Origin of the sequence: Polymorphobacter megasporae (assembly GCF_018982885.2) — a bacterium.
Taxonomy (GTDB): Bacteria; Pseudomonadota; Alphaproteobacteria; order Sphingomonadales; family Sphingomonadaceae; genus Polymorphobacter_B; species Polymorphobacter_B megasporae.
Genome location: NZ_CP081848.1, coordinates 181,098 through 205,820, shown reverse-complemented (window position 1 = coordinate 205,820; position 24,723 = coordinate 181,098). Strand labels below are relative to the sequence as shown.

Below are 24,723 nucleotides of genomic sequence, written 5' to 3'. Positions count from 1 at the left end.
GCGGCATCGGCCATGGGTAAGATCTACGAAAGCACCGCGACCGCGCTCGATGGGCTGCTGTTCGACGGAATGACCATCGTCGCAGGCGGCTTCGGCTTGTGCGGTATCCCCGAGAAACTGATCGAGGCGATCCGCGTCAGCGGGGTCAAGGACCTCACCATCGTCTCGAACAACGCCGGCGTCGACGGCTTTGGCCTCGGGGTGCTGCTCCATTCGCGGCAGGTGAAGAAGATGATCTCGTCGTACGTCGGTGAGAATAAGGAGTTCGAGCGGCAATATCTCGCTGGCGAGCTCGAGCTTGAATTCAGCCCGCAGGGGACGCTTGCCGAACGCATTCGTGCGGGCGGGGCAGGGATCCCGGGATTCTACACCAGGACCGGAGTCGGCACGAAGATAGCCGAGGGTAAGGAACACAAGGATTTCGCCGGGGAGACGTACATCCTCGAAACCGGCATCGTCGCCGACCTTGCGATCGTCCATGCGTGGCGCAGTGATCCCTACGGCAATCTCGTCTACCGCAAGACCGCGCGCAACTTTAACCCGAATGCCGCGACCGCAGGGCGCGTGACGGTTGCCGAGGTCGAGGAGCTTGTCGACGCGGGCAGCCTCGACCCCGACGGCATCCACACACCATCGGTCTATGTCCAGCGCGTCGTTCTCGGGCATGATTTCGAGAAGCGGATCGAGCAGCGAACCGTGCGCCAAAGGGAGCCGGTCTGATGGCGTGGACGCGGGATGAGATGGCGGCGCGCGCCGCGAGGGAATTGCAGGACGGCTTTTACGTCAATCTCGGCATCGGCATGCCGACGCTGGTGGCGAACCATATCGAGCCGGGAATCGACATCACCCTCCAATCGGAAAACGGCATGCTGGGGATGGGGCCGTTTCCGATCTCGGGCGACGAAGACGCCGATCTGATCAACGCCGGCAAGCAGACGATCACCGAGCTGCGGCGGACGAGCTATTTCAGCTCGGCCGATTCGTTCGCGATGATCCGCGGTGGGCACATGGATCTATCCATCCTTGGCGCAATGGAAGTCGCGGCCAATGGCGACCTCGCCAACTGGATGATCCCGGGCAAGATGGTCAAGGGAATGGGCGGGGCGATGGATCTCGTCGCCGGGGCGCGGCGGATCGTCGTGATGATGGAGCACAACGACAAAACCGGCGGCTTCAAGTTCTGCGAGGCGTGCACCCTGCCGCTGACGGGATCGAACGTCGTCGACGTGCTGATCACCGACCTCGCGGTGTTCGAGCGTGCCGACCGCAAGGGCGCGCCATTCCGGCTGGTCGAATGTGCGGCCGGGGTGACCGCCGACGATGTCCGCGCGCGGACGGGGGCGCATTTCATTGCTTGATTTGACCGGCGCGTCCTCCGCGGTCGCGCCGAATGCGCTCGACGCGTTCTGGATGCCGTTTACGTCGAACAAGGCGTTCAAGGCGCAGCCGCGACTGCTCGCGCGTGCCGAGGGCATGTATTACTGGACCGATCGTGGCGAGCGGCTGCTAGACGGGACCGCCGGGCTGTGGTGCGTCAATGCCGGGCATGGGCGCGCCGAGATCACCGCGGCGATTCGCGAGCAGGCCGGGGTGATGGACTTCGCGCCGGTGTTCCAGCTCGGCCACCCGCTGGCGTTCACCGCCGCGTCGAAGCTCGCGCTGATGTTTCCGGCGAAGCTCGACAATGTCTTCTTCTGCAATTCGGGGTCGGAAGCGGTCGATACCGCGCTCAAGATCGCGCTCGCGTACCAGCGGTCGATCGGGCAGGGCACGCGGACCCGGCTGATCGGGCGCGAACGCGGCTATCACGGCGTCGGCTTCGGCGGCATTTCGGTCGGCGGGATCGTCAACAACCGCCGCGTATTCGGCTCGCTCGGCGGGGTCGATCATCTTCGCCACACGCATATTCCGGAGAACGCGTTCAGCATCGGCCAGCCGCCGCACGGTGCCGATCTTGCCGACGACCTCGAACGGATGGTCGGGCTCCACGGCGCGGAGACGATTGCTGCGGTCATCGTCGAGCCGCTCGCCGGATCGACCGGGGTGCTGGTGCCGCCCGCCGGCTACCTCGAACGCCTGCGCGCAATTGCGACGAAGCATGGCATCCTGCTGATCTTCGACGAAGTTATTACCGCGTTCGGCCGCCTCGGCGCAGCGACGGCGGCGGATTACTTCGGTGTCACCCCGGACCTGATCGCCTGCGCCAAGGGGCTGACCAATGCGACGGTGCCGATGGGAGCGGTGGTCGCTGCCGAATTCATCCACCGCGCGCTCGTCGAAGATGGCCCGGCAGGGATCGAACTGTTCCACGGCTACACCTATTCGGCGCATCCGCTCGCCTGCGCCGCCGCCATCGCGACGCTCGACCTGTATGTTAGCGACGATCTGTTCGCGCGCGCCGCAGGGCTTGCGCCGTATTTTGCTGCCGCGGTGCACGCCCTGCGCGACAAGCCCCATGTCATCGACATCCGCAGCCTAGGCCTCGTCGCTGGGATCGAATTGCGCCCGCGCGACGGCGCACCGGGAGCGCGGGCGATGGAGCTGTTCCACCGCGCCTTCGATTCGGGGCTGCTGGTGCGCGTCACCGGCGATATCATCGCGTTGTCGCCGCCGCTGATCGCCAGCGAGGAGCAGATCGACGAGATGTTCAGCCGAATCGGGGGTCTGCTCGACGCGCTCGACTGATTACGCCCGTCGGCGGATCACTCCGAACAGCGCTTGTCCACGCTTCTCGACCATGCGGTCGCGACGTTGCCGCAGGCTTTGACACCGTCGCTATCGGCGCTCTTGATCCACGCCTTGATCCTGCCGTTCGGGATCGTATCGACGCGGTTGTTGCGGATGACGCATTCACGGCAACTGTACATCGCGATGCCGTGCCACTCCTTGATCGCGATCGTATTATTCTCGACGCGGACCCGGTCGAACCCGCCGTCGTCGACGCCGCCGCGGATGTGGTTGAACATCGTGATGCCCTGGGTATCGCCGCTGGCCTTATTGTTGGTGATCGTGATGTCGGCCACCGGGGGCGACGTCGGGCGCGACCATAATTGGATGCAATCCGGGTGCGCGCCCGGGGTCGGCAGGGTATCGCGGCACTCGTTATGATCGATCAGAACGCGGCGTGATTCGGCGATGTCGATGCCGTCGGACCCTGAATCGGTGATGGTGTTGTTCGTGATCCGGGCGTCGCTGACCTTGCCGATGATGATCCCGTTGCGAGTGAAATGGCGGAATGTCGCTCCGTCGATCGTAACATGATCGCTAGTCCCGGCGCTCCAGCCGGTGTGCGTCGTATCCTTTCCATCGAAGGTGCCGCCGTGCCATACGACCCCCGTGACGTCGTTGAATGCGACCTGCGCTAGCCGGGCCGCACTCGCTTCGATCGTCAGCGGCGGCGACCAAACATGCTTGTCGATCCGCATCGGCGCGTAGTCGCCGGGGGCGAGCGTGATCGTGTCGCCGCCCTTCGCTGCGTCGATCACGGCTTTTGCGGTCTCGGGAGTCGCCGTCGTCGTCGCCGCATGACCGCCGCATGCCGACAGCGCGATCGCGACCGCCGCGAGCGCGGGCCGCAGGAAATCGAACGGCTTTGGTATGGACAGCGTAAGCAATGACATGACTGGCTCCGTGGCCGGACGGGGCAGGACACCGGCAAGACATCCTAGCAGCGCCGGCCCTGCGGTGTAACCTCGACGACGAGCGCCGCCGCGGTGGTGACTTTCCCGCTACCCGATACCGCGCCAACCGCTATAGTCGCGCGCACTGACGGGGCGGACTGCAATCACAAGGGCATTTGAATGAAGGCGACGGTTGAACGCGCGACACTGCTAAAATGCCTCGCGCACGTCCAATCGGTGGTCGAGCGGCGCAACACGATTCCGATCCTGTCGAACGTGCTGATCGAAGCCAAGGACGACGGGTTGCGCCTGATGGCGACCGACCTCGATCTCCAGGTCGTCGAGACGATCGCCGCGCATGTCACCTCGCCGGGGGCGACGACGGTCAGCGCGCACACGTTGTTCGACATCGCGCGCAAGCTGCCCGAAGGCGCGCAGGTCGAACTGACCGTTGTCGGCGACAAGATGACGGTCACCGCCGACCGCTACCGCTCGAACCTCGCGACGCTGCCGCGCGACGATTTCCCGGTGATCGCCGAGACCGACCTGCCGACGGTGTTCTCCCTGCCCGCCGAGACCTTGCGGACAATCATCGACGGCACGCGCTTCGCGATCTCGACCGAGGAAACGCGCTATTATCTCAACGGCATCTTCCTCCACGTCATCGACGGCACCGAACCCAAGTTGCGCGCGGTCGCGACCGACGGCCACCGCCTCGCGCGGATCGAGTTCGACATGCCCGAAGGCGCGAAGGGGATGCCCGACGTCATCGTCCCGCGTAAATGCGTCGCCGAAATCCGCAAGCTGCTCGACGAGGTCGACGGCGAGGTCGAGGTTTCGCTGTCGGCATCGAAGATCCGCTTCAAGCTCGCCGGTGCCGTCCTGACCTCGAAGCTGATCGACGGCACTTTCCCCGACTACAGCCGCGTCATCCCGACCGCGAACGACCGGCTGCTGCGGATCGACCGCAAGAGCCTGTCGCAGGGTGTCGACCGCGTCGCCGCGATTGCGACGACCGAGAAGACCCGTGCGGTCAAGATCGCGCTCGGCCACGACAAGGTAACGCTGTCGGTCACCAGCCCCGAGAACGGCACCGCATCGGAGGAAATTCCCGCCGACTACAGCGCGCCCGAATTCGAGGTCGGTTTCAACTACCGCTATCTCCTCGACATCCTCGATCAGGTCGACAGCGATCTTGTTGAGGTCCACCTCGCCGATGCTGCCGCCCCGACGCTGATCCGCGTCAACGACGCTAGCGAGGCGCTGTACGTCCTGATGCCGATGCGGGTTTGATTTCGCACACGGTTGCGCGGCGATGACGTTCGACGACATCGCCGCGATCGCGCTGCCGCTCCCCGGCGTCGCGCTCGGCACATCGTACGGCACCCCGGCGCTCAAGGTCGCGGGCAAGCTGCTGGCGCGGCTGCGCGAGGACGGCGATATGGTGCTCAAGGTCGAAGACGGCGTGCGCGACGCGCTAATCGAGACCCAGTCCGACGTGTTCCACACGACGCCGCACTATGATGGGTATCCGGTCCTGCTCGTCCGGCTGGCCGAGGCCGATCCCGAACAGATCGCCGGGCTGGTCGAACGCGCGTGGGGCGGGTTGGCGAGCGCGAAGCTGCGGCGGTCGCGGGCGACGAGTGCGGACACTGGGATAGGCTGACGGAGGCGATCGATGCTTGCGCACTCGTCCGACGCAACGATGACGGTCGACCAGTTCCTCAACGCCTATGAGGGCGTCGGCGGTCGGTACGAATTGGTCGACGGGCACGTTCGTTCGGTAACTGGCTTATCGGCGGCCCATGCGATCGTGTCGGGCAACATTCTGATATTGCTTATGCAGCTGTTTCGCGGACGCCTCATCGAACATTTAACTCCGGTGTCGGCTTGTGGCTGAGCGACACTACGCTGCGCTATCCAGACGTCACGGTGTATGGCGACCCGCGCGATCTCGAGCTCGATCCTGATGTGACGCAGTCATTCCGCTATCCCAGTATTGTGCTGGAGGTTCTTTCACCGGAGACCGTGGTCGAGGATCGCGCCGTAAAAATACTCGAATACAAGTCGATCGCGACCGTCGAGGCGATCGTGCTGATCGATCCGATCGCGAAGACGATCGAGGTCCACGAGCGGCTCGACGGCGAGAGCTGGCTGCACCGGCTCCCCGCCGCCGGGATCGATCTCATTCTCAAAAAGCCGCAGCTGACTCTCGCGCATGCTGACATCTTTGATCTAAGCTGAGCCTCATCCGCGACGTTCGCCCGCGTTGACCCGTGCAGCGGGCTCCCGTGTAAAGCGGCGATGACGACGCTCATTCCGGTCCTCGGAGACCAGCTTAGCCACGGCCTCGTATCGGTTCGTGACGGCCCAGCTGAGGCGGTCGTGCTGATGGTCGAGGTCGCTGACGAGGCGGCGTACGTTCGCCACCACAAGAAGAAGATCGCGCTGATCCTGTCGGCGATGCGGCACTTTGCCGACGAGTTGCGCGCAGCCGGCTGGACGGTCGACTATGTGAAGCTCGACGACGATGGCAACACCGGCAGCTTCACCGGCGAGGTTGGGCGGGCGATCGAGCGGCACCACGCGACCAGCATCCGCATCGTCGAATCGGGCGAATGGCGGGTCGCGGCGATGATCGACGGCTGGGCGGCGCGCTTCGGCGTGCCGGTCGAGGTTCTTCCCGATGACCGCTTCCTGTGCAGCCGCGCCGACTTCGCCGAATGGGCCGCAGCGCGCAAGCGGTTGATCATGGAAGATTTCTACCGCGAGATGCGCAAGCGGACGGGGCTGCTGATGGCGTTCGGCAAGCCAATCGGCACGCGCTGGAACTTCGACGCCGACAACCGCAAGGTGCCGCCGCGCGGGCTCAACTACCCGGCCCCGCCCGAGTTCGAACCCGATGAGATCACGCGCGAGGTGCTCGACCTCGTCGGGCGGCGCTTCGGCGATCACTTCGGCGATCTCGACCCCTTCGGCTTTGCCGTCACCCGCGCGCAGGCGCTCGTCGCGCTCGACCATTTCATTACCGTCGCGCTGCCCCGCTTCGGTGATTATCAGGATGCGATCGTGGAGGGGCAGGCGTTCCTCTACCACGCCATCCTATCGCCTTACCTCAACTGCGGACTGCTGACCGCGCACGAAGTCGCCCATGCCGCCGCCGAGGCCTATGCCCGCGGCGACGCGCCGCTCAATGCCGTCGAGGGCTTCGTTCGCCAGATCATCGGCTGGCGCGAATATGTCCGTGGCATCTACTGGCACGCCGGCCCGGGGTATAAAGACTCCAACGCCCTCGGTGCGACCCGCGACCTCCCCGACTTCTACTGGACCGGCGACACCGACCTGCGCTGCATCGCCCAATCGGTCGCACAGGTCCGCGCGCACGCCTACAACCACCACATCCAGCGGCTGATGGTTCTCGGCAATTTCGCGATGCTGATCGGGGTCGAGCCGGCACAGATCGAGGATTGGTTCCTCGTCGTCTACGCCGATGCATATGAATGGGTCGAGCTGCCCAATGTCCACGGCATGAGCCAGTTTGCCGACGGCGGCTTGCTCGGGTCTAAGCCTTACGCCGGCGGCGGCGCGTACATCGACCGGATGAGCGACCATTGCGGACGGTGCCGCTACGACGTCAAGCAGAAGACCGGCCCCGACGCCTGCCCGTTCAACGCACTCTACTGGGATTTCCTCGCGCGCCACCGCGAGCTGCTTAAAGGCAATTCGCGGCTGTGGCGGATGTACGACGGCTGGGACCGGCTCGGCCCTGAGCGGCAGGCGGCGACCCGCGCGAGCGCGGCAGCGTTCATGGCGACGCTCCCGCCGGCGGCGCGGGGATGGGCGGTGGCGGAGTGACTTGCTAGGGTCGCGGCCCTAGGTCTTTGGCAATGTCGACGATCGCCCGCCTGACGCTGACCGACTTTCGCTCGCATGTGGCGGCGGACATTGCGCTCAAACCCCGCGCGATCGTCATCACCGGCGACAATGGGCAGGGCAAGACCAATCTGCTCGACGCGGTTTCATTGCTGTCGCCTGGGCGCGGCCTTCGCGGCGTCGCGTTATCGGACGCCGCGCGCTCCGACGGCCCGGGCGGTTGGACCATTGCCGCCGAAGTCGCGGCACCCGGCGGCGCGGTCCAGATCGGCACGGGCACCGATGCCGCTGCTCCTGACCGGCGAGTGGTGCGGATCAACGGCGCGGCGGCGCCGATTGCGCGGCTGGGCGAGTGGCTCGGCGTGCTGTGGCTGACCCCGGCGATGGATCGGCTGTTCGTCGATACCGCGAGCGCGCGCCGCCGTTTTCTCGACCGCCTCGTCCTCGCGCTCGAACCGGGCCACGGCGGCGAGGTCACGCGCTACGACGCGGCGATGCGCGCCCGGACCCGATTGCTGACCGGCGAACTCTCCGCCGACCCGGTGTGGCTCGCGGGGCTCGAGCGGGCGATGGCCGAGCATGGTGCAGCGGTCGCCCGCGCCCGCGAGGCGACAGTCGCCGCGCTCGGTGACGCGCTCGCTGTCGCCCCTGGGGACTTTCCCCGCGCGACCGTGATCCTCGACATGCAAGCGAGCCCCGATCTTGCCGCCACGCTCGCGCGCAACCGCGCCGTCGATGCCGCCGCCGGGCGCGCAACCGCCGGGCCGCACCGCGCCGACCTGATCGTGACCAACGCCGCCAAGGCGCAGCCCGCCGCGCGCAGTTCGACCGGCGAGCAGAAGGCACTCCTCCTCGGCCTCGTCCTCGCCCATGCCGGGCTTGTTGCGAGCCGGACCGGACGCCCGCCGATCCTCCTCCTCGACGAGGTTGCCGCGCACTTGGATCCCGCGCGCCGCGGCGCATTGTTCGACCGGCTCGCGGCGGGCGGCGGGCAGGTCTGGCTGACCGGCACCGAGGCGGAATTGTTCGCCGGGCTGGACGCCCAGCGCCTCGTCATCGAGCACGGGATCGTCGCTCAGTAGGCCTGTGCTTTGGCCTCGCGTACGCGCGCGGGAGTCCCTATATGGATGTGACAGTTCCGCGCGGTTCTCGCAGCGTTAAGGGTTCACATTTGTCCGACGAAACCAACATGGCCGAGGCTGATTACGGCGCGGATTCGATTCAGGTCCTCCGCGGTCTCGACGCAGTCCGCAAGCGACCCGGCATGTACATCGGCGATACCGACGACGGCTCGGGCCTCCACCATATGGTCTTCGAAGTCAGCGACAATGCGATCGACGAAGCCCTCGCCGGCTATTGCGACCGGATCGACATTCGCCTCAACGCCGACGGCAGCGTCACCGTCGCCGACAACGGCCGCGGCATCCCGACCGGCATCCACTCCGAAGAAGGCGTCAGCGCCGCCGAACTCGTGATGACCCAGCTCCACGCGGGCGGCAAGTTCAACAATTCGGACGAGAACGCGTACAAGGTTTCGGGCGGCCTTCACGGCGTCGGCGTCAGCGTCGTCAACGCCTTGTCCGAATATCTCATCCTCCGCATCTGGCGCGAGGGCCACGAACACAGCATGACGTTCAAGAACGGCGACCCGCAGGCGCCGCTCGCAATCGTCGGGCCGCAAGGCGACCGCCGCGGCACCGAGGTGACCTTCCTGCCGTCGCCGGTGACCTTCAAGATCGTCGAGTTCGACTTCGCCAAGCTCGAGCACCGCTTTCGTGAACTTGCGTTCCTCAACTCGGGCGTCCGGCTGTTCCTGACCGACGCACGCCATGCCGAACACGTCACCACCGAGCTGTATTACGAGGGTGGCATCGCCGCCTTCGTCGCCTATCTCGACAAGTCGAAGACGTCGCTGATCCCGGCGCCGGTCGCGATTCACGGTGAGCGCGACGACATCTCGATCGACGTCGCACTCGAATGGAACGACTCGTATTACGAGCAGGTCCTCTGCTTCACCAACAACATCCCGCAGCGTGATGGCGGCACTCATCTCGCGGCGTTCCGCGCGGCGCTGACCCGCACCCTCAACACGTACGCCGAGAAGTCGGGCGTGTTGAAGAAGGAGAAGGTGACGCTGACCGGCGACGACATGCGCGAAGGGCTGACCGCGATCATCTCGGTCAAGCTGCCCGACCCCAAGTTCAGCAGCCAGACCAAGGACAAGCTCGTCAGCTCCGAAGTCCGCCAGCCGCTCGAAGCGCTGATCGCCGACAAGCTTGCCGAGTGGCTCGAGGAAAACCCGAACCACGCCAAGACGATCATTTCGAAGATCATCGACGCCGCTGCCGCGCGCGAGGCGGCTAAGAAGGCGCGCGACCTGACCCGGCGCAAGGGCGCGCTCGACATCGCCTCGCTCCCGGGCAAGCTCGCCGACTGCCAGGAGCGCGACCCCGCCAAGTCCGAGCTGTTCCTCGTCGAGGGTGACTCGGCCGGAGGCTCGGCAAAGCAAGGGCGCAACCGCGCGTACCAGGCGATTCTGCCGTTGCGCGGCAAGATCCTCAACGTCGAGCGCGCGCGCTTCGACCGGATGCTGTCGAGTCGCGAAATCGGGACGATGATCCAGGCGCTCGGCTGCGGCATCGGCCGCGATGAGTTCAAGATCGAGAAACTGCGCTATCACAAGGTCGTCATCATGACCGACGCCGACGTCGACGGCGCGCATATCCGGACGCTGCTGCTGACGTTCTTCTACCGCCAGATGCCCGAGCTGATCCATGGCGGCTATCTCTACATCGCCCAGCCGCCGCTCTATAAGGTCAGCCGCGGCCGGTCGGAGGTCTATCTCAAGGACAATCCCGCGCTCGACGACTATCTCGTCGACAGCGGCCTCAATGGGCTGCTCCTCGAAACATCGAGCGGCGAACGGCGCGGCGGCGACGACCTGCGCGCGCTGACCGAACACGCGCGCCGCCTCAAGACGCTGATGACCTATGTCCCGCAGCGCTACGACCCGCGCGTCATCGAGGCGCTCGCGCTGACCGGCGGCCTCGCCCCCGATCTCGACCGCGCCGGGCTCGCCGCCGCCGCATCGCGGACCGCGGCATGGCTCGACCTGACCGACGACGTCCAGGGCTGGGTCGCCGAACCCGCAGTCGACGGCGGTTATCATCTCAGCCGGGCGCTCCGCGGCGTCACCGACCATTATATCGTCGATCCCGCGCTGCTCGCCTCGGCGGAGGCGCGCAAGCTCCACGCCCTGGGGTCGGAGGAGGCGGCAACCTACGCCGCCCCGGCAAAGCTCGGGGAGCGTATCGTCCGTCGCCCGTCCGAACTGCTCGACGCGGTACTCGATGCCGGTCGCAAGGGGCTAAGCATCCAGCGCTACAAGGGGCTCGGCGAGATGAACGCCGAACAACTGTGGGAAACGACGCTCGACCCGCAGGCGCGCGCACTGTTGCGTGTCACCGCCGACGACCTTGAAGGGGCAAATCTGACCTTCGAAACGCTCATGGGGGAGGTCGTCGAACCGCGTCGCGCCTTTATCCAGGACAACGCCCTGTCGGTGGCAAACCTCGACGTTTGATAGAGCCATTCAAATGGCTCTTCGAAAACTGTCGGGATTCTTTACACCACCGAAACGGATAGCGGGACACGTCGTTACGCGATCGTACTAAATCAACACGTTACGTTATCGTAACGTGTTGGCACGGTCCTTGCTCATATTCTCCGGGAGAGCACCAAAGATCAGTTCCCGGAGAATTTTGATGAACCGCACCACCGCCGCCTCACTTGCCGCGCTCGCCGCAGCGCTCGCGATCACGACGCCGGCCTCGGCCGCGCTGACGATCTTCGCCGCTTCCGATGCGACGACGAACAGCATCGGCTACACCAACCAGGACACCTACACCGACACCAGCAATGCCGCGACGACGGTGTCACACTCCGCTGTAGCTCCGGCCACGATCCACGGCACCTATACCGCTGCACAGGTCGGCAAGACGATCACCGTCAAGGCGGTGACTGTTGTCCATCCTGCGGTGACGACGAATAACCCCGACGGCACGACGACGACGTCGGCCTACACCTCGACGACGACTGCGGGCTATTCCTACAAGGTTACCGCAGCGGGTACGGCCGGCACCGGGACCGCAACCAAGACTGTTCCGGCGTATCTCGCGACCACGGCGGGGGCGTCCGTCGTTCACAAGCTGAGCGGCAACGCCGGTGTGCTTTCGAACATCTCGAACGTTTCGACCGGAGCCTATGCCGGGTCGACCCTCACGAACTTCAGCTTCTTGAACAACGCGCTAGCAAGTTCGGTTAACAGCAAGGCCTCTTACTTCACGCTGACCGCGACGTCGTCGACCCAGGCGACCTCAACCACGATCCCCGGCTTCGGCACGTTCCTGACCCAGCCGCTCCTGACGGGCACATTCCAGTTCCTGTCGGCAACCGCCTTCAACATCGGCAACTATCATGTCAGCGTCGGTGACGTTTTCCTGAGCGGCAGCTTCAGCGGTGCCGGCATCGGTGCGTTGCTCAACGGGTCGACGGCGAGCATCCTCGCGTCATCGGCTGCAGGGAACAGCGTGACCTTCAACGACAGCGCGTTCCTCAACTTCACCAATGTCGTTCACACCGATGCCACGTTCAACATGAATGCTATCGGGGGCGGGGTCGGCGTTTCAAACTCGAAGAGCTCGCTTAAGAGCTTCACGTCGTCGGGGTCGACCCAGTTCGCTTCAGACCCGACGCCGCTTGTCGCGCTCGTACCTGAGCCCGCCATGTGGGGTCTCCTCGTCGTTGGCTTCGGCATGGTCGGTTTCCAGACCCGCCGCCGTCACCGCGCGACGAGCGTGACGGCCTAAACAGCCTTCAACCGCGCCGCATGGCGCGGATTATTCGAGAAAACGCGCACTCCGGTGCGCGTTTTTTTGTGGTTTGTGGCCTGGCTGGCGCCCTTGAGCTAGGGATGGCACGGCCAGTGCAAGCTCGGATTCGCGCAGACGAGCGTCGAAGCGAATGATTATAGTTCGGGCTGCAATACACCCTCTCTGTGCAACGTTCATCCAAACGGTGCATCCGTGTGCGATGCGCCGATAAGTTGGGGAGTGCCCGATCGCCCACGGCAGCCGCCCTCAGTTCGCGGAATCCTTGCGGTCAAAAACCGCTGTCCTACAGGACCATTGACCCCCTAGCGTCAACGGATGAACCGATTTGCCCCACAGCAAGACGCCACCACGCTCGCGGCTGAAAGGCCCAACCCTGCTCGCGAAGGTGCAATCCGGTCGGGCTCTTCTTCCCGATCATCGATGTCCGGTGCTAATCCGCGCTCGTCGCTCGATGGATATTGTCTGTGATGCCGACATTGCGTGCACGTCACGATGGCTGGACCGAGGCTCGGCAAGCAGTTTTTCTCGCTGCACTCAACAGCGGCGCGGGGATTGCAACCGCGGCGACCGCCGCCGGTATGTCGCGCGAGAGCGCTTCGCGCCTGCGCCGTAACCCGCGCGCCGCAGATTTCGCGGCACGCTGGGACGAAATCGACTCGACGAACACGGCAGGTCGTGACCTGACGGCGCTGCTGAACGACGAGAATTACGTGTCCGCGCGGACCGTCGGCAACAGCCGGATGGAAATTCGCTCCACCGAACCCCGCTTTGACAGCTGGCTCGTCCGGCGACTTAACTCGATGCAGAAAACGACGTCCAAAAGTGTGAACTTCGTGTGACCTTTCACCGATGCCACGTGAGCGCCACCGAGCGAGACGGGCCGCGGAGGGTGGCTATACCACCCTCCGCGCGCGCCGGATCAGACCTGCGGTGCGGGCTCGCCGAAGCCGCCGCGACGACCGGTCTTAGGGATCGCCGACAGCCCGGCACCGAGCGCCACCGGGGTCGTCGAGCGAATGTCGTTGCGGTCGACCCGCTCACCCGCCAGCACCCGCTTGATCTCGTCACCCGACAGCGTCTCGAGCTCGATCAATGCTCCGGCCAGCGCGTGAAGTTGGTCGATGTTATCGCTCAGCACCTGCTTCGCGCGCTCATAGCCGTGCGTGACGATCGACTTGACCTCGGAATCGATCATCCTTGCGGTCTCCTCGGACACATTCTGGGTCCGGGTGACGCTGTGCCCGAGGAACACTTCCTCCTGGTTGTCGCCGTACTTGAGCGGCCCGAGCTTGTCGGACATGCCCCACTGGGTGACCATGTTCTTGGCGAGGTCGGTCGCATAGCTGATATCCGACGACGCGCCGCTCGACACCTTATCGTGGCCGAAGATCAGTTCTTCGGCGACGCGCCCGCCCATCGACACCGACAGGTTGGCGTACATCTTGTCGCGATGGTACGAATAGCTGTCGCGCTCGGGCAGCCGCATGACCATGCCGAGGGCACGGCCGCGCGGGATGATCGTCGCCTTGTGAATCGGGTCCGACGCGGCCTCGTGACACGACACGACCGCGTGGCCAGCCTCGTGATACGCCGTCATCTTCTTTTCTTCGTCAGTCATGACCATCGACCGGCGCTCGGCACCCATCATGACCTTGTCCTTGGCATCCTCGAACTCCTGCATCGCGACGAGCCGCTTGCCGCGACGGGCTGCCAGCAGCGCCGCCTCGTTGACGAGGTTGGCGAGATCGGCACCCGAGAAACCCGGGGTGCCGCGCGCGATGACCCGGCCGTTGACGTCGGGGGCGAGCGGGACCTTCTTCATGTGGACCGCGAGGATCTTCTCGCGCCCCTCGATGTCGGGACGACCTACGATGACCTGGCGGTCGAAACGGCCCGGACGCAGCAGCGCGGGGTCGAGGACGTCGGGGCGGTTGGTCGCCGCAACGATGATGATCCCTTCGTTGCCGTCGAAGCCGTCCATCTCGACGAGGAGCTGGTTGAGCGTCTGCTCGCGCTCGTCGTTACCACCGCCGAGACCCGCGCCACGGCTACGGCCGACGGCATCGATCTCGTCGATGAAGATGATGCACGGTGCCGACTTCTTGCCCTGCTCGAACATGTCGCGAACCCGGCTCGCGCCGACCCCGACGAACATTTCGACGAAGTCCGACCCGGAGATGTTGAAGAACGGCACGTTGGCTTCGCCGGCAATCGCGCGGGCAAGCAGCGTCTTGCCGGTACCCGGCGGGCCGACGAGCAATGCGCCCTTTGGGATCTTGCCGCCGAGGCGGTTGAACTTCGACGGGTCCTTGAGGAACTCGACGATCTCCTGAAGCTCCTCGCGCGCCTCGTCGATACCGGCGACGTCGTCGAAGGTAACGCGGCCTTCCTTCTGCTGGAGCAGCTTTGCGCGCGACTTGCCGAAGCCCATCGCGCCCTTGCCCGCACCGTTCTGCATCTGGCGCATGACGAGCATCCAGATGCCGATCATGATGATGAAGGGCAGCATCGTGACGACCAGCTGACCGAGCAGCGAGCGGCCTTCCTCGGGCTTGGCATCGAAGCGGACACCCTTTTCACGCAGATGCTGGACGAGCTGGGTGTCACCGGGGTTGTAGGTGGTGAATTCCTCGTCGGTCGTCAGCTTGCCAACGATCTCGGAGCCGCGAATCTCGACCGATTTGATCGCGCCATCATCGATCTTCGTCAGGAAATCCGAATAGCCGAGCTTGCCCGTAGCCGTCGCGGTCGACGGCCCTTGGACCAGAGTCACGACAACGGCGAGGACGAGCAGGATGACGACCCACAAGCCAAGGCTCTTGATCCACGGATTCGGCGGGCGCTTTTCGGCCATAATACGGCACTTTCGGTTCGGCGGCTGAACGACGAAGATAGGCATGTTACGCGCCCGCGCAATCGTTTCGCGGGTTTTGATGGTAAAGAAGCGTCGTCCGGTCGCATCTTCCCCCGATTACCGGCGCGGCGCGGCGACCTTGGCAGCCCAAATTGCGTCGCTGGCGGTCGCGCGAGCGGTCACTGCGACTCCGGCGATCGTGCCGCCGAGTCCAGCATCGAGGCGTCCGAGCAGCCGTTCGACAGCGGGCCCGCGCGGCGTGGCAGCGGGCGCGAGGACTGCGACAGCGCGGACGAGGAGGCGTCGCGCCAGCTCGCGCGGCAAGCCGGCAGCATCGATGGTAATGTCCGCCGCGCTTACCGTGACCCGCCCGCGCCAAGCGATGTCGGCGGTCCAGACCAGCGCGGCTTCGACCTCGGCGAGATGCGCCGCGCTTGCGGCAAGGCGTTCGGGCGCGAGCCACGAGGCGGCAGCAAGAACGGTCCGCGCCTGCGTCCGGTCGTAGCGCGGAGACCGATTCGAGGGGTCGTCGACCGCGACCCATCCCGCAGCGGCGACGACGTCGGCAAGGTCGGTTTTGGTTGCTTCGAGGAGCGGGCGGAGCAAGGCGACTCCGGGGGAAAGCGGGCGCCGCGCGCGAATTCCGGCGAGGCCGTTGCTCCCGCTGCCGCGCGCCAGTCGTAACAACAGGGTCTCGGCCTGGTCGCCCTGATGGTGCGCGGTCGCGAGCCAGCCGATGCCATGCGCGAGGCAGTGGTCGGTCATCAGGCGGTAGCGCGCGGCCCGTGCCGCGGCCTGAAGGTTGGACGCGGGACGGGGCTCATCCCAGCGGAGCGTCGTGTGAATGATGCCAAGCGAAGCGGCGTAGGTCGCGACCACCGCCGCTTCGCCAGCCGACTCGGGGCGAAGGCCGTGATCGACGGTCAAGACGCGAAGTCGGCAGCCGAACACGCGATGAGCCAGCAGCATCAGCGCAAGGCTGTCGGGACCACCCGAGACTGCGACGGCGATCGCCTCGTCATCGTGCAAGCGCCGTCCGATCAATGCCGCGACGGTGGCGGCAAGGTCGGGCGTCAACGTCGGGTCAGGCGTCGCACTTTGCATCCTTGCGCGACTTCGCGGCCGCCGACTTGAGCGCCGGGGTCAATGTCTCGCCGTACACCGATTCGAGCTCATTCAGCGATCGGCACGCCTGGTCGGGCTTCTTGAGCGCGGCGAGCGCGTTGCCGAGCCACAACAGGCTGTCGGGCGCGCGGTCGCCCTTCGGATATTTTTGATAGCCGTCGAGGAAGGCCTTCGCCGCCTGGGCAAAGCTGTCCTGCGCCATGAAGCTACGCCCGAGCCAATATTGCGCGTTGCTGGCGCGCGCCGACTTGGGATTGTTGGTCAGGAAGTCCTGCATCGCCGTCTCGGCGCGCGAATAATCCTTGGCGACATAAAGCGCGTAGGCGGCGCGCCACGTGTCCTCGATCGAAGCCGGGGTCGCCGCGACATCGGGCTTGGCGGGGGGCTTGGCCGGAGTGCGGATCGGGGGAGCGACTGCGGCGTCGGGCGCGGCAACCGGCGCGGCGTCGGCAGCCGGAGCGACTGTCTTGGGTCCCTCGATCGCGGTCAGCCGGAATTCGGTGTCGCCGCGGAACTTGGTCAGCGTCTCGTCGAGCTGGCGCAGCTTGAACTGCGCTTCCTCGACCTGGCCCGTCAGCGTCCGTTGCTGGCGTTCGAGCGCATCGACGCGCGCGGTCAGGTCGGCGAGCGCAGAACTTGCCGGCGTGCCGATCGGTTCGGCGGGCGCGCTCGTCGCGGGCGCGATCTCGGGCGTGAAAAAACGCGGATCGCCGCCGGGAAAGACTTTGCGCTGGACCGCGCGCATCTGGGTTTCGAGCGTGCCGACGCGCTTATCGAGCCGCTCGTCCTGCGCGAACGCAGGTGTGGCGAGCAGCAGCATGGCGAGAACGATGGCCTTCATCGCGGCGTGGCCGGGGCGGCGAGGCGCGCACGGAGGTCGGCGGCGTCGAGGCTGACGTTCTTGACCGTTTCGACCGGCCCGCCGAGCGACGGCAACGCGCGCCCGTCGACGCTGATCTGGAGCGCCCCGGCGCGTCCGGTCCACAGTCGCTGCCCCGGCACCGGCGTCACCTCGTAATGCTCGCCCTTCGCCAGGACGCCGGTCTTGACGGTGACGACCTTGCGCGCGGTGGCATCGTATGCCGAGATGCGGAACCACGCATCGTCGCTCGCAGTGATGACGATGTGGCCGCTTCCCGGCGCGGCGGGCGACATGGCAACGGGGGCAACGGCCGGAGTGACTGCAGGTGAGGTGGGCACCTCTGCAGCGGGCGTGCCGGCGATTGCCGTCGAATCGGCTGCAGGGGGTGTGGCCGGGCTGGCGGCTGCGGTCTCGGCGGGCGACACCACGGGCGGCGCCGCTGCGACGACCGGCGCAGAGGTCGGGCGCGAGGCGCCATCGAACGCGCCTGCGCTCCACGCGACGACGGCGGCAATGACGGCGAGCACCGCGACGATGCTCACGGTCACCAGTCCGCGCGGGGGCAGGCGGCGTTCGTCGAGCGGCGACATCGGCGGCGGCGCGGGGACGTGCGCGACCTTGCTCGTCTCGGCGCGAAACTGGGCACCGGCGGCTTCCGGATCGACGCCGACCGCGCGAGCGAAGGCTTTTACGAACCCGATCGCATACGGCAGCGCGGGTAAGGAATCATGAGCGTCGGCCTCGATCGCCGCAAGATGGCGGACGGGGACGCGCGTATCGCGGGCGATGTCGATCAGTTCCAGCCCGGCAGCAGTTCGCGCATCGCCGAGAATTGCGCCGACGCGGCGGCCATGAGCAAAATCGTCGCCTGCGGCAGTGACTTCGGTGTCCACGGCGTTTCCTTGACTCGGCAAGCCCTTAACCCGGCAGGCCAGGGTTCGGCAGCCCTTGGCTCAGCGGGGGGCAAACTCGCTTGGGGACGCCGCGAAGTCAATCGCTGGCGGTGCGCGGGTCATGGCGTGGTAACGGTCTCTCCGGTCCGCCCTTGTTGCGACGCAGCAGTTAGCGTAAGGGCGCGCTCGACCCTTCGACCCCGATATTCAGGATTTACCACATGCGCTTGCGCAATGTCGCGATCATCGCGCACGTCGACCATGGCAAGACGACCCTCGTCGACCAGATGTTCCGCCAGTCCGGGACGTTCCGCGACAACCAGCGCGTCGCCGAACGGGCGATGGATTCGAACGAGCTCGAGAAAGAGCGCGGCATCACGATCCTTGCCAAGTGCACGAGCGTCGAGTGGACCGATCCGACGACGCATGAGACGACGCACATCAACATCGTCGACACGCCGGGCCACGCCGACTTCGGCGGTGAGGTCGAGCGCATCCTGTCGATGGTCGACGGTGTCATCCTGCTCGTCGACGCTGCCGAAGGACCGATGCCGCAGACCAAGTTCGTCACCGGCAAAGCGCTAGCGCTTGGGTTGAAGCCGATCGTCGTCGTCAACAAGATCGACCGCCAGGACGCCCGCGCGCAGGAAGTCCTCGACGAGGTGTTCGACCTCTTCGTCACGCTCGAAGCATCCGACGAGCAGCTCGAATTCCCCGTCCTGTTCGCGTCGGGGCGCAACGGTTACGTCGGCTATAATAGCGATGTCCGCTCGGGCGATCTGACGCCGCTGTTCGAGACCGTCGTCCGGCACGTCCCGCCCCCCGCCGCCGATGTCGACGGCCCGTTCAAGATGCTCGTGTCGCTGCTCGACCGCGATTCGTTCGTCGGCCGCATCCTGACCGGGCGTATCCTGTCGGGGACGCTCAAGCTCAACATGCCGATCCGCGCGCTCAACCCCGACGGCTCGGTTGCAGAGGAAGGTCGCGCCGCGAAGATCTTCGCTTTCCAAGGCCTCGAGCGCGTTCCGGTCGAGGAAGCCCATGCCGGCGACATCATCGCCATCGCCGGGCTGACCAAGGCGACCGTTGCCGACACGATCGCCGACATCAGCGTCACCGAACCGCTCCACGCCCAGCCGATCGATCCGCCGACGCTTGCGATGACGTTCAGCGTGAACGATTCGCCGTATGCCGGCCGCGACGGCAGCAAGGTGACGAGCCGTATGATCGCCGACCGGTTGAAGCGCGAAGCCGAGGGCAACGTCGCAGTTCGAGTCACCGAATCGGCTGAAAAGGATAGCTTCGAAGTCGCCGGGCGCGGCGAGCTCCAGCTCGGCGTGCTTATCGAAACGATGCGCCGCGAAGGTTTCGAGCTGTCGATCAGCCGCCCGCGCGTCCTGTTCGCGACCGACGAAGCCGGCAAGCGGACCGAGCCGTACGAGACCGTCATGATCGACGTCGACGAGCAATATTCGGGAACCGTCGTCGAGAAGATGGCGAGCCGCAAGGCCGAGATGACCGACATGCGCCCCAGCGGCGGCGGCAAGACCCGGCTGACCTTCCGCGCCCCGGCGCGCGGTTTGATCGGCTATCACGGTGAGTTCCTGTCGGACACGCGCGGCACCGGCATCATGAACCGCCTGTTCGACAGCTATGGCCCGTACAAGGGTCCGATTTCGGGACGCGGCAATGGTGTGCTGATCTCGACCGAGACCGGCGAAGCGGTCGGCTATGCGCTCGGCTATCTCCAGCCGCGCGGCGTGCTGATGATCGAGCCCGGCGAGGCCGTCTATCAGGGCATGGTCATCGGCGAGAATGCGCGCGATGACGATCTCGAAGTCAATCCGCTCAAGTCAAAGGCACTGACCAACTTCCGCGCGAGCGGCAAGGACGATGCGATCGTCCTTAGCCCGCCGAAGCGGCTGACCCTCGAGCAGGCGATCGCCTACATCGACGACACCGAGCTCGTCGAAGTGACGCCGAACTTTATCCGCCTGCGCAAGGTCCACCTCGATCCCAACGCCCGCAAGCGCGCCAGCCGCCAGGTCGCCAACGGCTGATGCGCGGTTGCTGCAATCGAAGTTAGCGGGACGTTAAAAGCGCAACTGTCGGGCCCGAAGACCGTATCTTTGGTGTGGGTCCGACAGGAGACTGAAGTTGCGTGCATTGCGGATACTGAGCGGGCCGGTCCGGCGGCGGTCGGCGCAGGCCCGGACGCCTTGGATCCTCGTCGCTTTGCTGGCTGTGTTCATGGTCTACATCATCGCGAACAGCGGTGGGTTTGGCAGCGCGGCAGTCATCCTGATCAGCGGTTTCGCTTTGTTGGTAGCATCGTTGCGTAACCAGCTCCGGCGCAGTTAACGCTGAATCGTTTCGGCAACCTTTCGGTCAGGCGCGGCGTTGAGGCCGGGCAAACCGAAGAGGGATGATACAACATGGCCGAATACGAAACCCGCTCCGTCGATGCCGCCGGCAATCCGGTTGTGGTCGAACGCACTGTCGTGCGTGAACGCTCGAACAACATGGGTTGGCTGATCGCGCTGCTGATCATCGTCGCGCTCGTCGTCGCCGCCTTTGCCTTCAAGCTGATCAACATCGACCAGACGCAGTCCGGCTCGCTGCCGACGGTCAAGGTCGACACCGCCGGAGGGTCGCTGCCGAAGTTCAACGTCGACACCGCCAAGGTCGATATCGGCACCAAGACGACCGATGTGACGACCCCGACGGTCAGCGTCGGCACCAAGACAACCGGCGTTGATGTGCCGACGATCAGCGTCGAAAAGGCCGACGCCGACAAGAAGTAATGACGATCCTGAACATCGTCACCGCGGTCCTGCTGCCGCCGCTTGGAGTATTCCTTGCGCGCGGCATCGGGGGCGCTTTCTGGCTCAACTGTCTGCTGACCTTGCTCGGCTATATCCCGGGCGTCGTACACGCGCTTTGGGTAGTGCTGCAGGGGCGTTCCTAGCCTAAGCGGCGCAATGCCGTTTCCACCTTCGACCGCCATGGCCGCCGCTCTTGCCGAGGCAAGAGCGGCGGCCATGCGTGGCGAGGTTCCCGTGGGCGCGGTTATCACCGACGCGTCAGGAGCGATCGTCGCCGTTGCGGGGAATCGAACCCGCGAATTATCCGACCCGACCGCACACGCTGAAATCCTCGCCATTCGCGCGGCGTGTGCGGCCTTTGGCTCCGAACGCCTCCCCGGTCACGCGCTCTACGTCACCCTCGAACCATGTGCGATGTGCGCGGCGGCGATCGGTTTCGCTCGGATCACGCGACTGTATTACGGCGCCTCCGACCTGAAGGGCGGCGGGGTCGATCACGGCGCGCGGGTGTTCAGCCACCCGACCTGCCATCACGCCCCGGAGGTCTACGGCGGGATCGCCGAGGTCGAGGCAGCGGCGATGCTGACCGAGTTCTTCACCGCTCGCCGGTAAAGACACCACAGTCAGCGGGCATGTCGGTCAGCCGTAATGCGCGAGGCGGAGCCCGGGTCGCGGCCAGCGGCACTTCGCGAGCTTGCCCGTCGTCGACAGGCAGACCCACGCATCCATCATGTCGTCACCGCCGAACACGATGTTCGTCGTCAGCAGGTCGGGGAAGGCGAAATCCTCCTGCGCCCCCGTCGCCGGGTCGACCGAGCAGATGCCGGGGCGTTCGACCAGCGTCGCCACCGCGATCCGCCCGTCGGCCTCGACCGCGAGACTATCGAGGTAGGTATAGCCGGGAAAGCTCGTGACGACGCGCCCCGGCAGCGCCGGGATCGCCGACGGCGCGACGGTGCCGGGTCCAGTGATGTCGAACGCGAGGAGTAGCCGCGCCTGCGTGCACGCGGCGTAAACCGTCTTGCCATCGGGCGACAGGCCGACGCCGTTCATGTTCGGCCCGTGGACCGCGCAGACGATTTTCGAGCCGTCGGGGTGCGCGTAGAATAAACCGCCGTTATCGGTGTTGTGCGCATGGTGTTTGCCGAGGTCGGTGAACCAGAATCCGCCGTGTGCATCGAAGACGATATCGTTCGGCCCCGACAGCGGGTGCCCGTCGCACGCGTCGTAAAGCCGTTCGACCTTGCCGGTGCCGAGGTCGATGCGCTCGATCCGCCCAGTCTCGTATTCGTCCGGCGCGCCGCCGGGAAGCATCATGCCCTCGCCGTCGCCGCTCCACGTGAAGCCGCCGTTGTTGCACAGGTACAGCGCGCCGTCGGGGCCGAGTGCTAGGCCGTTCGGGCCGCCGCCCGGGGTGGCGATGGGTTCGGTCCGGCCATCAGGGCGGACGCGGGTGATCCGCCCCGCCTTGATTTCGACGACGACGACCGAGCCGTCCTCGAACCACACCGGTCCCTCGGGAAAGGCGAGGTTTTCGGCGACGATAGTGTGCGGATGCATGGCAATTCTCCCCTACGCCGTTCTGCGACGGCAATTTACGAGCACGGAGGATGCGCCTCCCCGCCCGCCGATCAAGAGGAAATCATCGATCGCGCAACGGCAGAACCCGAGAATGATTCCCCTGGGCACCGCGATCGGCTAGGGTCGATTCACGTTACGTTCGCATGGGAGGGTGGTCGTGGAAGTTGCTGTTGCGGTGCTGGTTGCCGCGCTCGTCGTGCTTGCGGCGGCGTGGTTCGCGTGGGGGCGCAACCTCGCCGCGGCCCGCGCTCAGGTCGTCGACCACCGCATCGCGATCGGGCGTCATGCGGTCGAGGTCGAAGCGCAGCAGGTGCGGCTCGCCGAACTTGCCGGGGTCGAAGCCGAGCGCAATCGGCTCGCCTCCGACCTCGCCGGACTTCGGGCCGGACAGGCCGAGCGCGATGTCGGTCACGCCCGGCAGCTTGCCGATCTCCAGACTTCGTTCGCGGCACTGGCAGCAAAGGCGCTCGACGGTGCGCAAACGGCGTTTCTCGAACGCGCCGAAGCCCGCTTTGCCGAACACAAGACCTTGTCCGAGACCGGCATGGCCGCGCTGCTCGCCCCGGTCGCCGAGACACTGACGCGCTACGAAGGTGAATTGAAGAAGGTCGAGGTCGCCCGCGCCGAGGCGTATGGCGGCCTGCGCGAACAGGTCACCGCGCTCGCGCTCGGCAATGCCCGCGTCAGCGACGAGGCGTCGAAGCTCGTCTCGGCACTGCGGTCGAGCGGCAAGACGAGCGGCAGTTGGGGCGAGCAACAGCTTCGCAACGTCCTCGACATGGCGGGATTGCGCGAGGGGATCGACTTCACTTTGCAGACGAGCACCGACCGCGGCGACGGCAACAAGCGACCCGACGCGATCATCAACTTGCCAGGCGGGCGTCAGTTGATCGTCGATTCGAAATGCTCGCTCAACGACTATCTCTCGGCGGGCGAGGCCGACAGCGAGGACGGACGCCGTGCCGCGTACAAGCGTCATGCCGCAGCGGTGCGGACGCATGCGCGCGGGCTCGGCGACAAGAATTACTGGAAAGATTTCGGCGCGTCGGCCGATTTCGTCGTCATGTTCCTGCCGGGAGAGAACTTCCTGTCGGCGGCGCTCGAACACGACCTGCCGCTGCTCGGCTGGGCGTTCGATCAGCGCATCCTGTTGGCCGGGCCGATCAACCTGCTCGCGATCGCCAAGACCGTCGCGCTCGTCTGGCGGCAGGAGACTCAGGCCGAACAGTGGCGCGAGATCGGCGCGCTCGGGGCCCAGCTCCATGCAGCGGTTGCGACGATGACCGAGCATCTAAGCTCGGTCGGCAAGAATCTGACGCAGGCGGTCAATGCGTACAACGGTTTCGTCGGGTCGCTCGAGGCGAATGTCCTGCCCAAGGCGCGGCGCTTCACCGATCTCGGCGTCGATCCCGGCAAGAAGGGGATCGCGCCGCTTGCGCCGATCGACGGCACCCCAAGGATCGCGGCCGCGCCGGAACTCCTGCCGCCGCCCGCCGCGATCGCTGCGGAGTAAGCCGTCCGTTCAAGGACGAAGACGCTGCGCTGGTGCCCACGGCCGGAATCGAACCGGCACGGCCTTGCGGCCGAGGGATTTTAAGTCCCTTGCGTCTACCGGTTCCGCCACGTGGGCCGGCGCAAACCCGTCTTTAGCCGACGTTGAGGCGCTCGCGTAAGTGCTTGCCGGGCTTGAAATACGGCACGCGCTTGGCATCGACCTCGACCGCGGTGCCGGTGCGCGGGTTGCGGCCGGTGCGGGCTTCGCGGGCGCGGGTTGAAAATGCGCCAAAGCCGCGAAGTTCAACGCGCCGGCCGATGGCAAGGGCTTCGCTGATCGTATCGAAGATCGTCGCGACGACGCGCTCGACATCGCGCTGCGTAAGATGCGGATTGGCGGTGGCCACCGCCGTCACTAATTCCGACCGGATCATCCTTGCGAACCTTTCCCGAGACGCGTGTTCAAGCGCCTGCCCCGACACTATGACTTACGATTAATTACCCGCCCCCCGCGCATAACTACCGCCCACGGGCCGCTCCATTTATAACACGAGGCGAGCTTAACACGATACCGTAACAATTAGCAGATTGGCCGGGAACAAATCAATCGTTCAAGCGCCCGGGGTGCCAAGGGCAGAACGAGACGCTTGCGGTCGGGGGCGCCGCCGGTTCATCTAGACATCAATCGCGGTTCGCCGCGTCAC

At 65.7% G+C, this 24,723-nt stretch carries 25 protein-coding genes and 1 tRNA gene; 18 read left to right on the top strand and 8 right to left on the bottom strand.

The window, feature by feature from the left end; translation table 11 throughout:
* Nucleotides 1-12 precede the first annotated feature (12 nt).
* From KTC28_RS01005 to aptA, 3 genes are read left to right on the top strand one after another with little or no spacing between them, the layout of a single operon-like run.
* Entirely contained in the window at nucleotides 13-720 is a 708-nt protein-coding gene (locus tag KTC28_RS01005) for a CoA transferase subunit A (RefSeq protein ID WP_216711001.1), read from the top strand.
* On the top strand, nucleotides 720-1,358 hold the full coding sequence (locus KTC28_RS01000) for a 3-oxoacid CoA-transferase subunit B (protein ID WP_216711002.1): 639 nt from the start codon (nucleotides 720-722) through the stop codon (nucleotides 1,356-1,358). Before KTC28_RS01005 ends, KTC28_RS01000 begins: the two co-directional genes overlap by 1 nt.
* The gene (gene aptA, locus KTC28_RS00995; RefSeq protein ID WP_255602160.1) at nucleotides 1,351-2,685 is read left to right on the top strand and encodes an omega-aminotransferase AptA; all 1,335 of its coding nucleotides are present in this window, start codon (nucleotides 1,351-1,353) and stop codon (nucleotides 2,683-2,685) included. Before KTC28_RS01000 ends, aptA begins: the two co-directional genes overlap by 8 nt.
* 17 nt (nucleotides 2,686-2,702) lie before the next feature.
* Here aptA and KTC28_RS00990 read toward each other — a convergent pair whose 3' ends face one another.
* Nucleotides 2,703-3,620 (bottom strand): right-handed parallel beta-helix repeat-containing protein, encoded by a 918-nt coding sequence (locus KTC28_RS00990; RefSeq protein ID WP_216711003.1) that lies wholly within the window; start codon nucleotides 3,618-3,620, stop codon nucleotides 2,703-2,705.
* A gap of 180 nt (nucleotides 3,621-3,800) precedes the next feature.
* On the opposite strand from KTC28_RS00990, the gene dnaN reads away from it, so the two are divergent.
* From dnaN to KTC28_RS00945, 9 genes are all read left to right on the top strand, one after another.
* Nucleotides 3,801-4,913, top strand: a complete 1,113-nt coding sequence (gene dnaN, locus KTC28_RS00985; protein ID WP_216711004.1) for a DNA polymerase III subunit beta — start codon at nucleotides 3,801-3,803, stop codon at nucleotides 4,911-4,913.
* Nucleotides 4,914-4,935: 22 nt separating this feature from the next.
* Nucleotides 4,936-5,286, top strand: a complete 351-nt coding sequence (locus KTC28_RS00980) for an MmcQ/YjbR family DNA-binding protein (RefSeq protein ID WP_216711005.1) — start codon at nucleotides 4,936-4,938, stop codon at nucleotides 5,284-5,286.
* A gap of 39 nt (nucleotides 5,287-5,325) precedes the next feature.
* Entirely contained in the window at nucleotides 5,326-5,520 is a 195-nt protein-coding gene (locus tag KTC28_RS00975) for a PDDEXK family nuclease (protein WP_216711006.1), read from the top strand.
* Complete coding sequence (locus KTC28_RS00970) at nucleotides 5,511-5,864, top strand: Uma2 family endonuclease (RefSeq protein WP_216711007.1); 354 nt, start codon at nucleotides 5,511-5,513, stop codon at nucleotides 5,862-5,864. The genes KTC28_RS00975 and KTC28_RS00970 overlap by 10 nt, the downstream gene beginning before the upstream one ends.
* Before the next feature lie 60 nt (nucleotides 5,865-5,924).
* Nucleotides 5,925-7,475: a cryptochrome/photolyase family protein gene (locus tag KTC28_RS00965; protein WP_216711008.1), complete on the top strand. Its 1,551-nt coding sequence runs from the start codon at nucleotides 5,925-5,927 to the stop codon at nucleotides 7,473-7,475.
* Between the two features lie 32 nt (nucleotides 7,476-7,507).
* Nucleotides 7,508-8,575 carry a DNA replication/repair protein RecF gene (gene recF, locus KTC28_RS00960; RefSeq protein WP_216711009.1) on the top strand — a complete coding sequence of 356 codons (1,068 nt, stop codon included), beginning with the start codon at nucleotides 7,508-7,510 and terminating at the stop codon, nucleotides 8,573-8,575.
* Between the two features lie 107 nt (nucleotides 8,576-8,682).
* Nucleotides 8,683-11,076 carry a DNA topoisomerase (ATP-hydrolyzing) subunit B gene (gene gyrB, locus KTC28_RS00955; protein ID WP_216711033.1) on the top strand — a complete coding sequence of 798 codons (2,394 nt, stop codon included), beginning with the start codon at nucleotides 8,683-8,685 and terminating at the stop codon, nucleotides 11,074-11,076.
* Between the two features lie 181 nt (nucleotides 11,077-11,257).
* Nucleotides 11,258-12,361: a PEP-CTERM sorting domain-containing protein gene (locus KTC28_RS00950; protein WP_216711010.1), complete on the top strand. Its 1,104-nt coding sequence runs from the start codon at nucleotides 11,258-11,260 to the stop codon at nucleotides 12,359-12,361.
* A gap of 488 nt (nucleotides 12,362-12,849) precedes the next feature.
* On the top strand, nucleotides 12,850-13,224 hold the full coding sequence (locus KTC28_RS00945; protein WP_216711011.1) for a hypothetical protein: 375 nt from the start codon (nucleotides 12,850-12,852) through the stop codon (nucleotides 13,222-13,224).
* Nucleotides 13,225-13,304: 80 nt separating this feature from the next.
* On the opposite strand, the gene ftsH is transcribed toward KTC28_RS00945, so the two are convergent.
* The 4 genes from ftsH to KTC28_RS00925 form a co-directional block, all read right to left on the bottom strand.
* Nucleotides 13,305-15,239, bottom strand: a complete 1,935-nt coding sequence (gene ftsH, locus KTC28_RS00940; RefSeq protein WP_216711012.1) for an ATP-dependent zinc metalloprotease FtsH — start codon at nucleotides 15,237-15,239, stop codon at nucleotides 13,305-13,307.
* Nucleotides 15,240-15,356: 117 nt separating this feature from the next.
* Nucleotides 15,357-16,343, bottom strand: a complete 987-nt coding sequence (gene tilS, locus KTC28_RS00935; protein ID WP_216711013.1) for a tRNA lysidine(34) synthetase TilS — start codon at nucleotides 16,341-16,343, stop codon at nucleotides 15,357-15,359.
* Complete coding sequence (gene ybgF, locus KTC28_RS00930; protein WP_216711014.1) at nucleotides 16,324-17,205, bottom strand: tol-pal system protein YbgF; 882 nt, start codon at nucleotides 17,203-17,205, stop codon at nucleotides 16,324-16,326. The genes tilS and ybgF overlap by 20 nt, the downstream gene beginning before the upstream one ends.
* Nucleotides 17,202-18,119, bottom strand: a complete 918-nt coding sequence (locus KTC28_RS00925) for a helix-turn-helix domain-containing protein (RefSeq protein ID WP_216711015.1) — start codon at nucleotides 18,117-18,119, stop codon at nucleotides 17,202-17,204. Before KTC28_RS00925 ends, ybgF begins: the two co-directional genes overlap by 4 nt.
* 221 nt (nucleotides 18,120-18,340) lie before the next feature.
* Here KTC28_RS00925 and typA point away from each other — a divergent pair, with 221 nt between their 5' ends.
* The 5 genes from typA to KTC28_RS00900 all read left to right on the top strand — a co-directional run bounded on the left by typA (nucleotide 18,341) and on the right by KTC28_RS00900 (nucleotide 21,556).
* Complete coding sequence (typA, locus tag KTC28_RS00920; protein ID WP_216711016.1) at nucleotides 18,341-20,179, top strand: translational GTPase TypA; 1,839 nt, start codon at nucleotides 18,341-18,343, stop codon at nucleotides 20,177-20,179.
* A 97-nt stretch (nucleotides 20,180-20,276) separates the two neighbouring features.
* Nucleotides 20,277-20,480 (top strand): hypothetical protein, encoded by a 204-nt coding sequence (locus tag KTC28_RS00915; protein ID WP_216711017.1) that lies wholly within the window; start codon nucleotides 20,277-20,279, stop codon nucleotides 20,478-20,480.
* Nucleotides 20,481-20,554: 74 nt separating this feature from the next.
* On the top strand, nucleotides 20,555-20,923 hold the full coding sequence (locus KTC28_RS00910) for a hypothetical protein (protein ID WP_226896196.1): 369 nt from the start codon (nucleotides 20,555-20,557) through the stop codon (nucleotides 20,921-20,923).
* A complete protein-coding gene (locus KTC28_RS00905; RefSeq protein ID WP_216711018.1) occupies nucleotides 20,923-21,087 on the top strand; it encodes a YqaE/Pmp3 family membrane protein in 165 nt (54 codons plus the stop codon). The genes KTC28_RS00910 and KTC28_RS00905 overlap by 1 nt, the downstream gene beginning before the upstream one ends.
* A 37-nt stretch (nucleotides 21,088-21,124) precedes the next feature.
* On the top strand, nucleotides 21,125-21,556 hold the full coding sequence (locus tag KTC28_RS00900; RefSeq protein ID WP_216711035.1) for a nucleoside deaminase: 432 nt from the start codon (nucleotides 21,125-21,127) through the stop codon (nucleotides 21,554-21,556).
* Between the two features lie 27 nt (nucleotides 21,557-21,583).
* On the opposite strand, the gene KTC28_RS00895 is transcribed toward KTC28_RS00900, so the two are convergent.
* Nucleotides 21,584-22,504 (bottom strand): SMP-30/gluconolactonase/LRE family protein, encoded by a 921-nt coding sequence (locus KTC28_RS00895; RefSeq protein ID WP_216711019.1) that lies wholly within the window; start codon nucleotides 22,502-22,504, stop codon nucleotides 21,584-21,586.
* A gap of 178 nt (nucleotides 22,505-22,682) precedes the next feature.
* Between KTC28_RS00895 and KTC28_RS00890 the strand changes: the two genes are divergently transcribed.
* The gene (locus KTC28_RS00890; RefSeq protein WP_216711020.1) at nucleotides 22,683-24,038 is read left to right on the top strand and encodes a DNA recombination protein RmuC; all 1,356 of its coding nucleotides are present in this window, start codon (nucleotides 22,683-22,685) and stop codon (nucleotides 24,036-24,038) included.
* 30 nt (nucleotides 24,039-24,068) lie between these two features.
* Here KTC28_RS00890 and KTC28_RS00885 read toward each other — a convergent pair.
* Together KTC28_RS00885 and ihfB are read right to left on the bottom strand one after the other, a co-directional pair.
* Nucleotides 24,069-24,155: transfer RNA gene (locus tag KTC28_RS00885), tRNA-Leu, on the bottom strand.
* Nucleotides 24,156-24,171: 16 nt separating this feature from the next.
* Entirely contained in the window at nucleotides 24,172-24,453 is a 282-nt protein-coding gene (gene ihfB / locus KTC28_RS00880) for an integration host factor subunit beta (protein ID WP_216711021.1), read from the bottom strand.
* Between the last annotated feature and the right edge of the window lie 270 nt (nucleotides 24,454-24,723).

Bases quoted from the DNA above. Each gene is read 5' to 3' on its own strand.
- KTC28_RS01005 (WP_216711001.1), top strand. From the start codon at position 13: ATGGGTAAGATCTACGAAAGCACCGCGACCGCGCTCGATGGGCTGCTG.
- KTC28_RS00990 (WP_216711003.1), bottom strand. From the start codon at position 3,620: ATGTCATTGCTTACGCTGTCCATACCAAAGCCGTTCGATTTCCTGCGG.
- recF (WP_216711009.1), top strand. From the start codon at position 7,508: ATGTCGACGATCGCCCGCCTGACGCTGACCGACTTTCGCTCGCATGTG.
- tilS (WP_216711013.1), bottom strand. From the start codon at position 16,343: ATGCAAAGTGCGACGCCTGACCCGACGTTGACGCCCGACCTTGCCGCC.
- dnaN (WP_216711004.1), top strand. From the start codon at position 3,801: ATGAAGGCGACGGTTGAACGCGCGACACTGCTAAAATGCCTCGCGCAC.
- KTC28_RS00965 (WP_216711008.1), top strand. From the start codon at position 5,925: ATGACGACGCTCATTCCGGTCCTCGGAGACCAGCTTAGCCACGGCCTC.
- KTC28_RS00900 (WP_216711035.1), top strand. From the start codon at position 21,125: ATGGCCGCCGCTCTTGCCGAGGCAAGAGCGGCGGCCATGCGTGGCGAG.
- ihfB (WP_216711021.1), bottom strand. From the start codon at position 24,453: ATGATCCGGTCGGAATTAGTGACGGCGGTGGCCACCGCCAATCCGCAT.
- ybgF (WP_216711014.1), bottom strand. From the start codon at position 17,205: ATGAAGGCCATCGTTCTCGCCATGCTGCTGCTCGCCACACCTGCGTTC.
- KTC28_RS00975 (WP_216711006.1), top strand. From the start codon at position 5,326: ATGACGGTCGACCAGTTCCTCAACGCCTATGAGGGCGTCGGCGGTCGG.
- KTC28_RS00910 (WP_226896196.1), top strand. From the start codon at position 20,555: ATGGCCGAATACGAAACCCGCTCCGTCGATGCCGCCGGCAATCCGGTT.
- KTC28_RS00905 (WP_216711018.1), top strand. From the start codon at position 20,923: ATGACGATCCTGAACATCGTCACCGCGGTCCTGCTGCCGCCGCTTGGA.
- KTC28_RS00895 (WP_216711019.1), bottom strand. From the start codon at position 22,504: ATGCATCCGCACACTATCGTCGCCGAAAACCTCGCCTTTCCCGAGGGA.
- ftsH (WP_216711012.1), bottom strand. From the start codon at position 15,239: ATGGCCGAAAAGCGCCCGCCGAATCCGTGGATCAAGAGCCTTGGCTTG.
- typA (WP_216711016.1), top strand. From the start codon at position 18,341: ATGCGCTTGCGCAATGTCGCGATCATCGCGCACGTCGACCATGGCAAG.
- KTC28_RS00950 (WP_216711010.1), top strand. From the start codon at position 11,258: ATGAACCGCACCACCGCCGCCTCACTTGCCGCGCTCGCCGCAGCGCTC.
- gyrB (WP_216711033.1), top strand. From the start codon at position 8,683: ATGGCCGAGGCTGATTACGGCGCGGATTCGATTCAGGTCCTCCGCGGT.
- KTC28_RS01000 (WP_216711002.1), top strand. From the start codon at position 720: ATGGCGTGGACGCGGGATGAGATGGCGGCGCGCGCCGCGAGGGAATTG.
- KTC28_RS00980 (WP_216711005.1), top strand. From the start codon at position 4,936: ATGACGTTCGACGACATCGCCGCGATCGCGCTGCCGCTCCCCGGCGTC.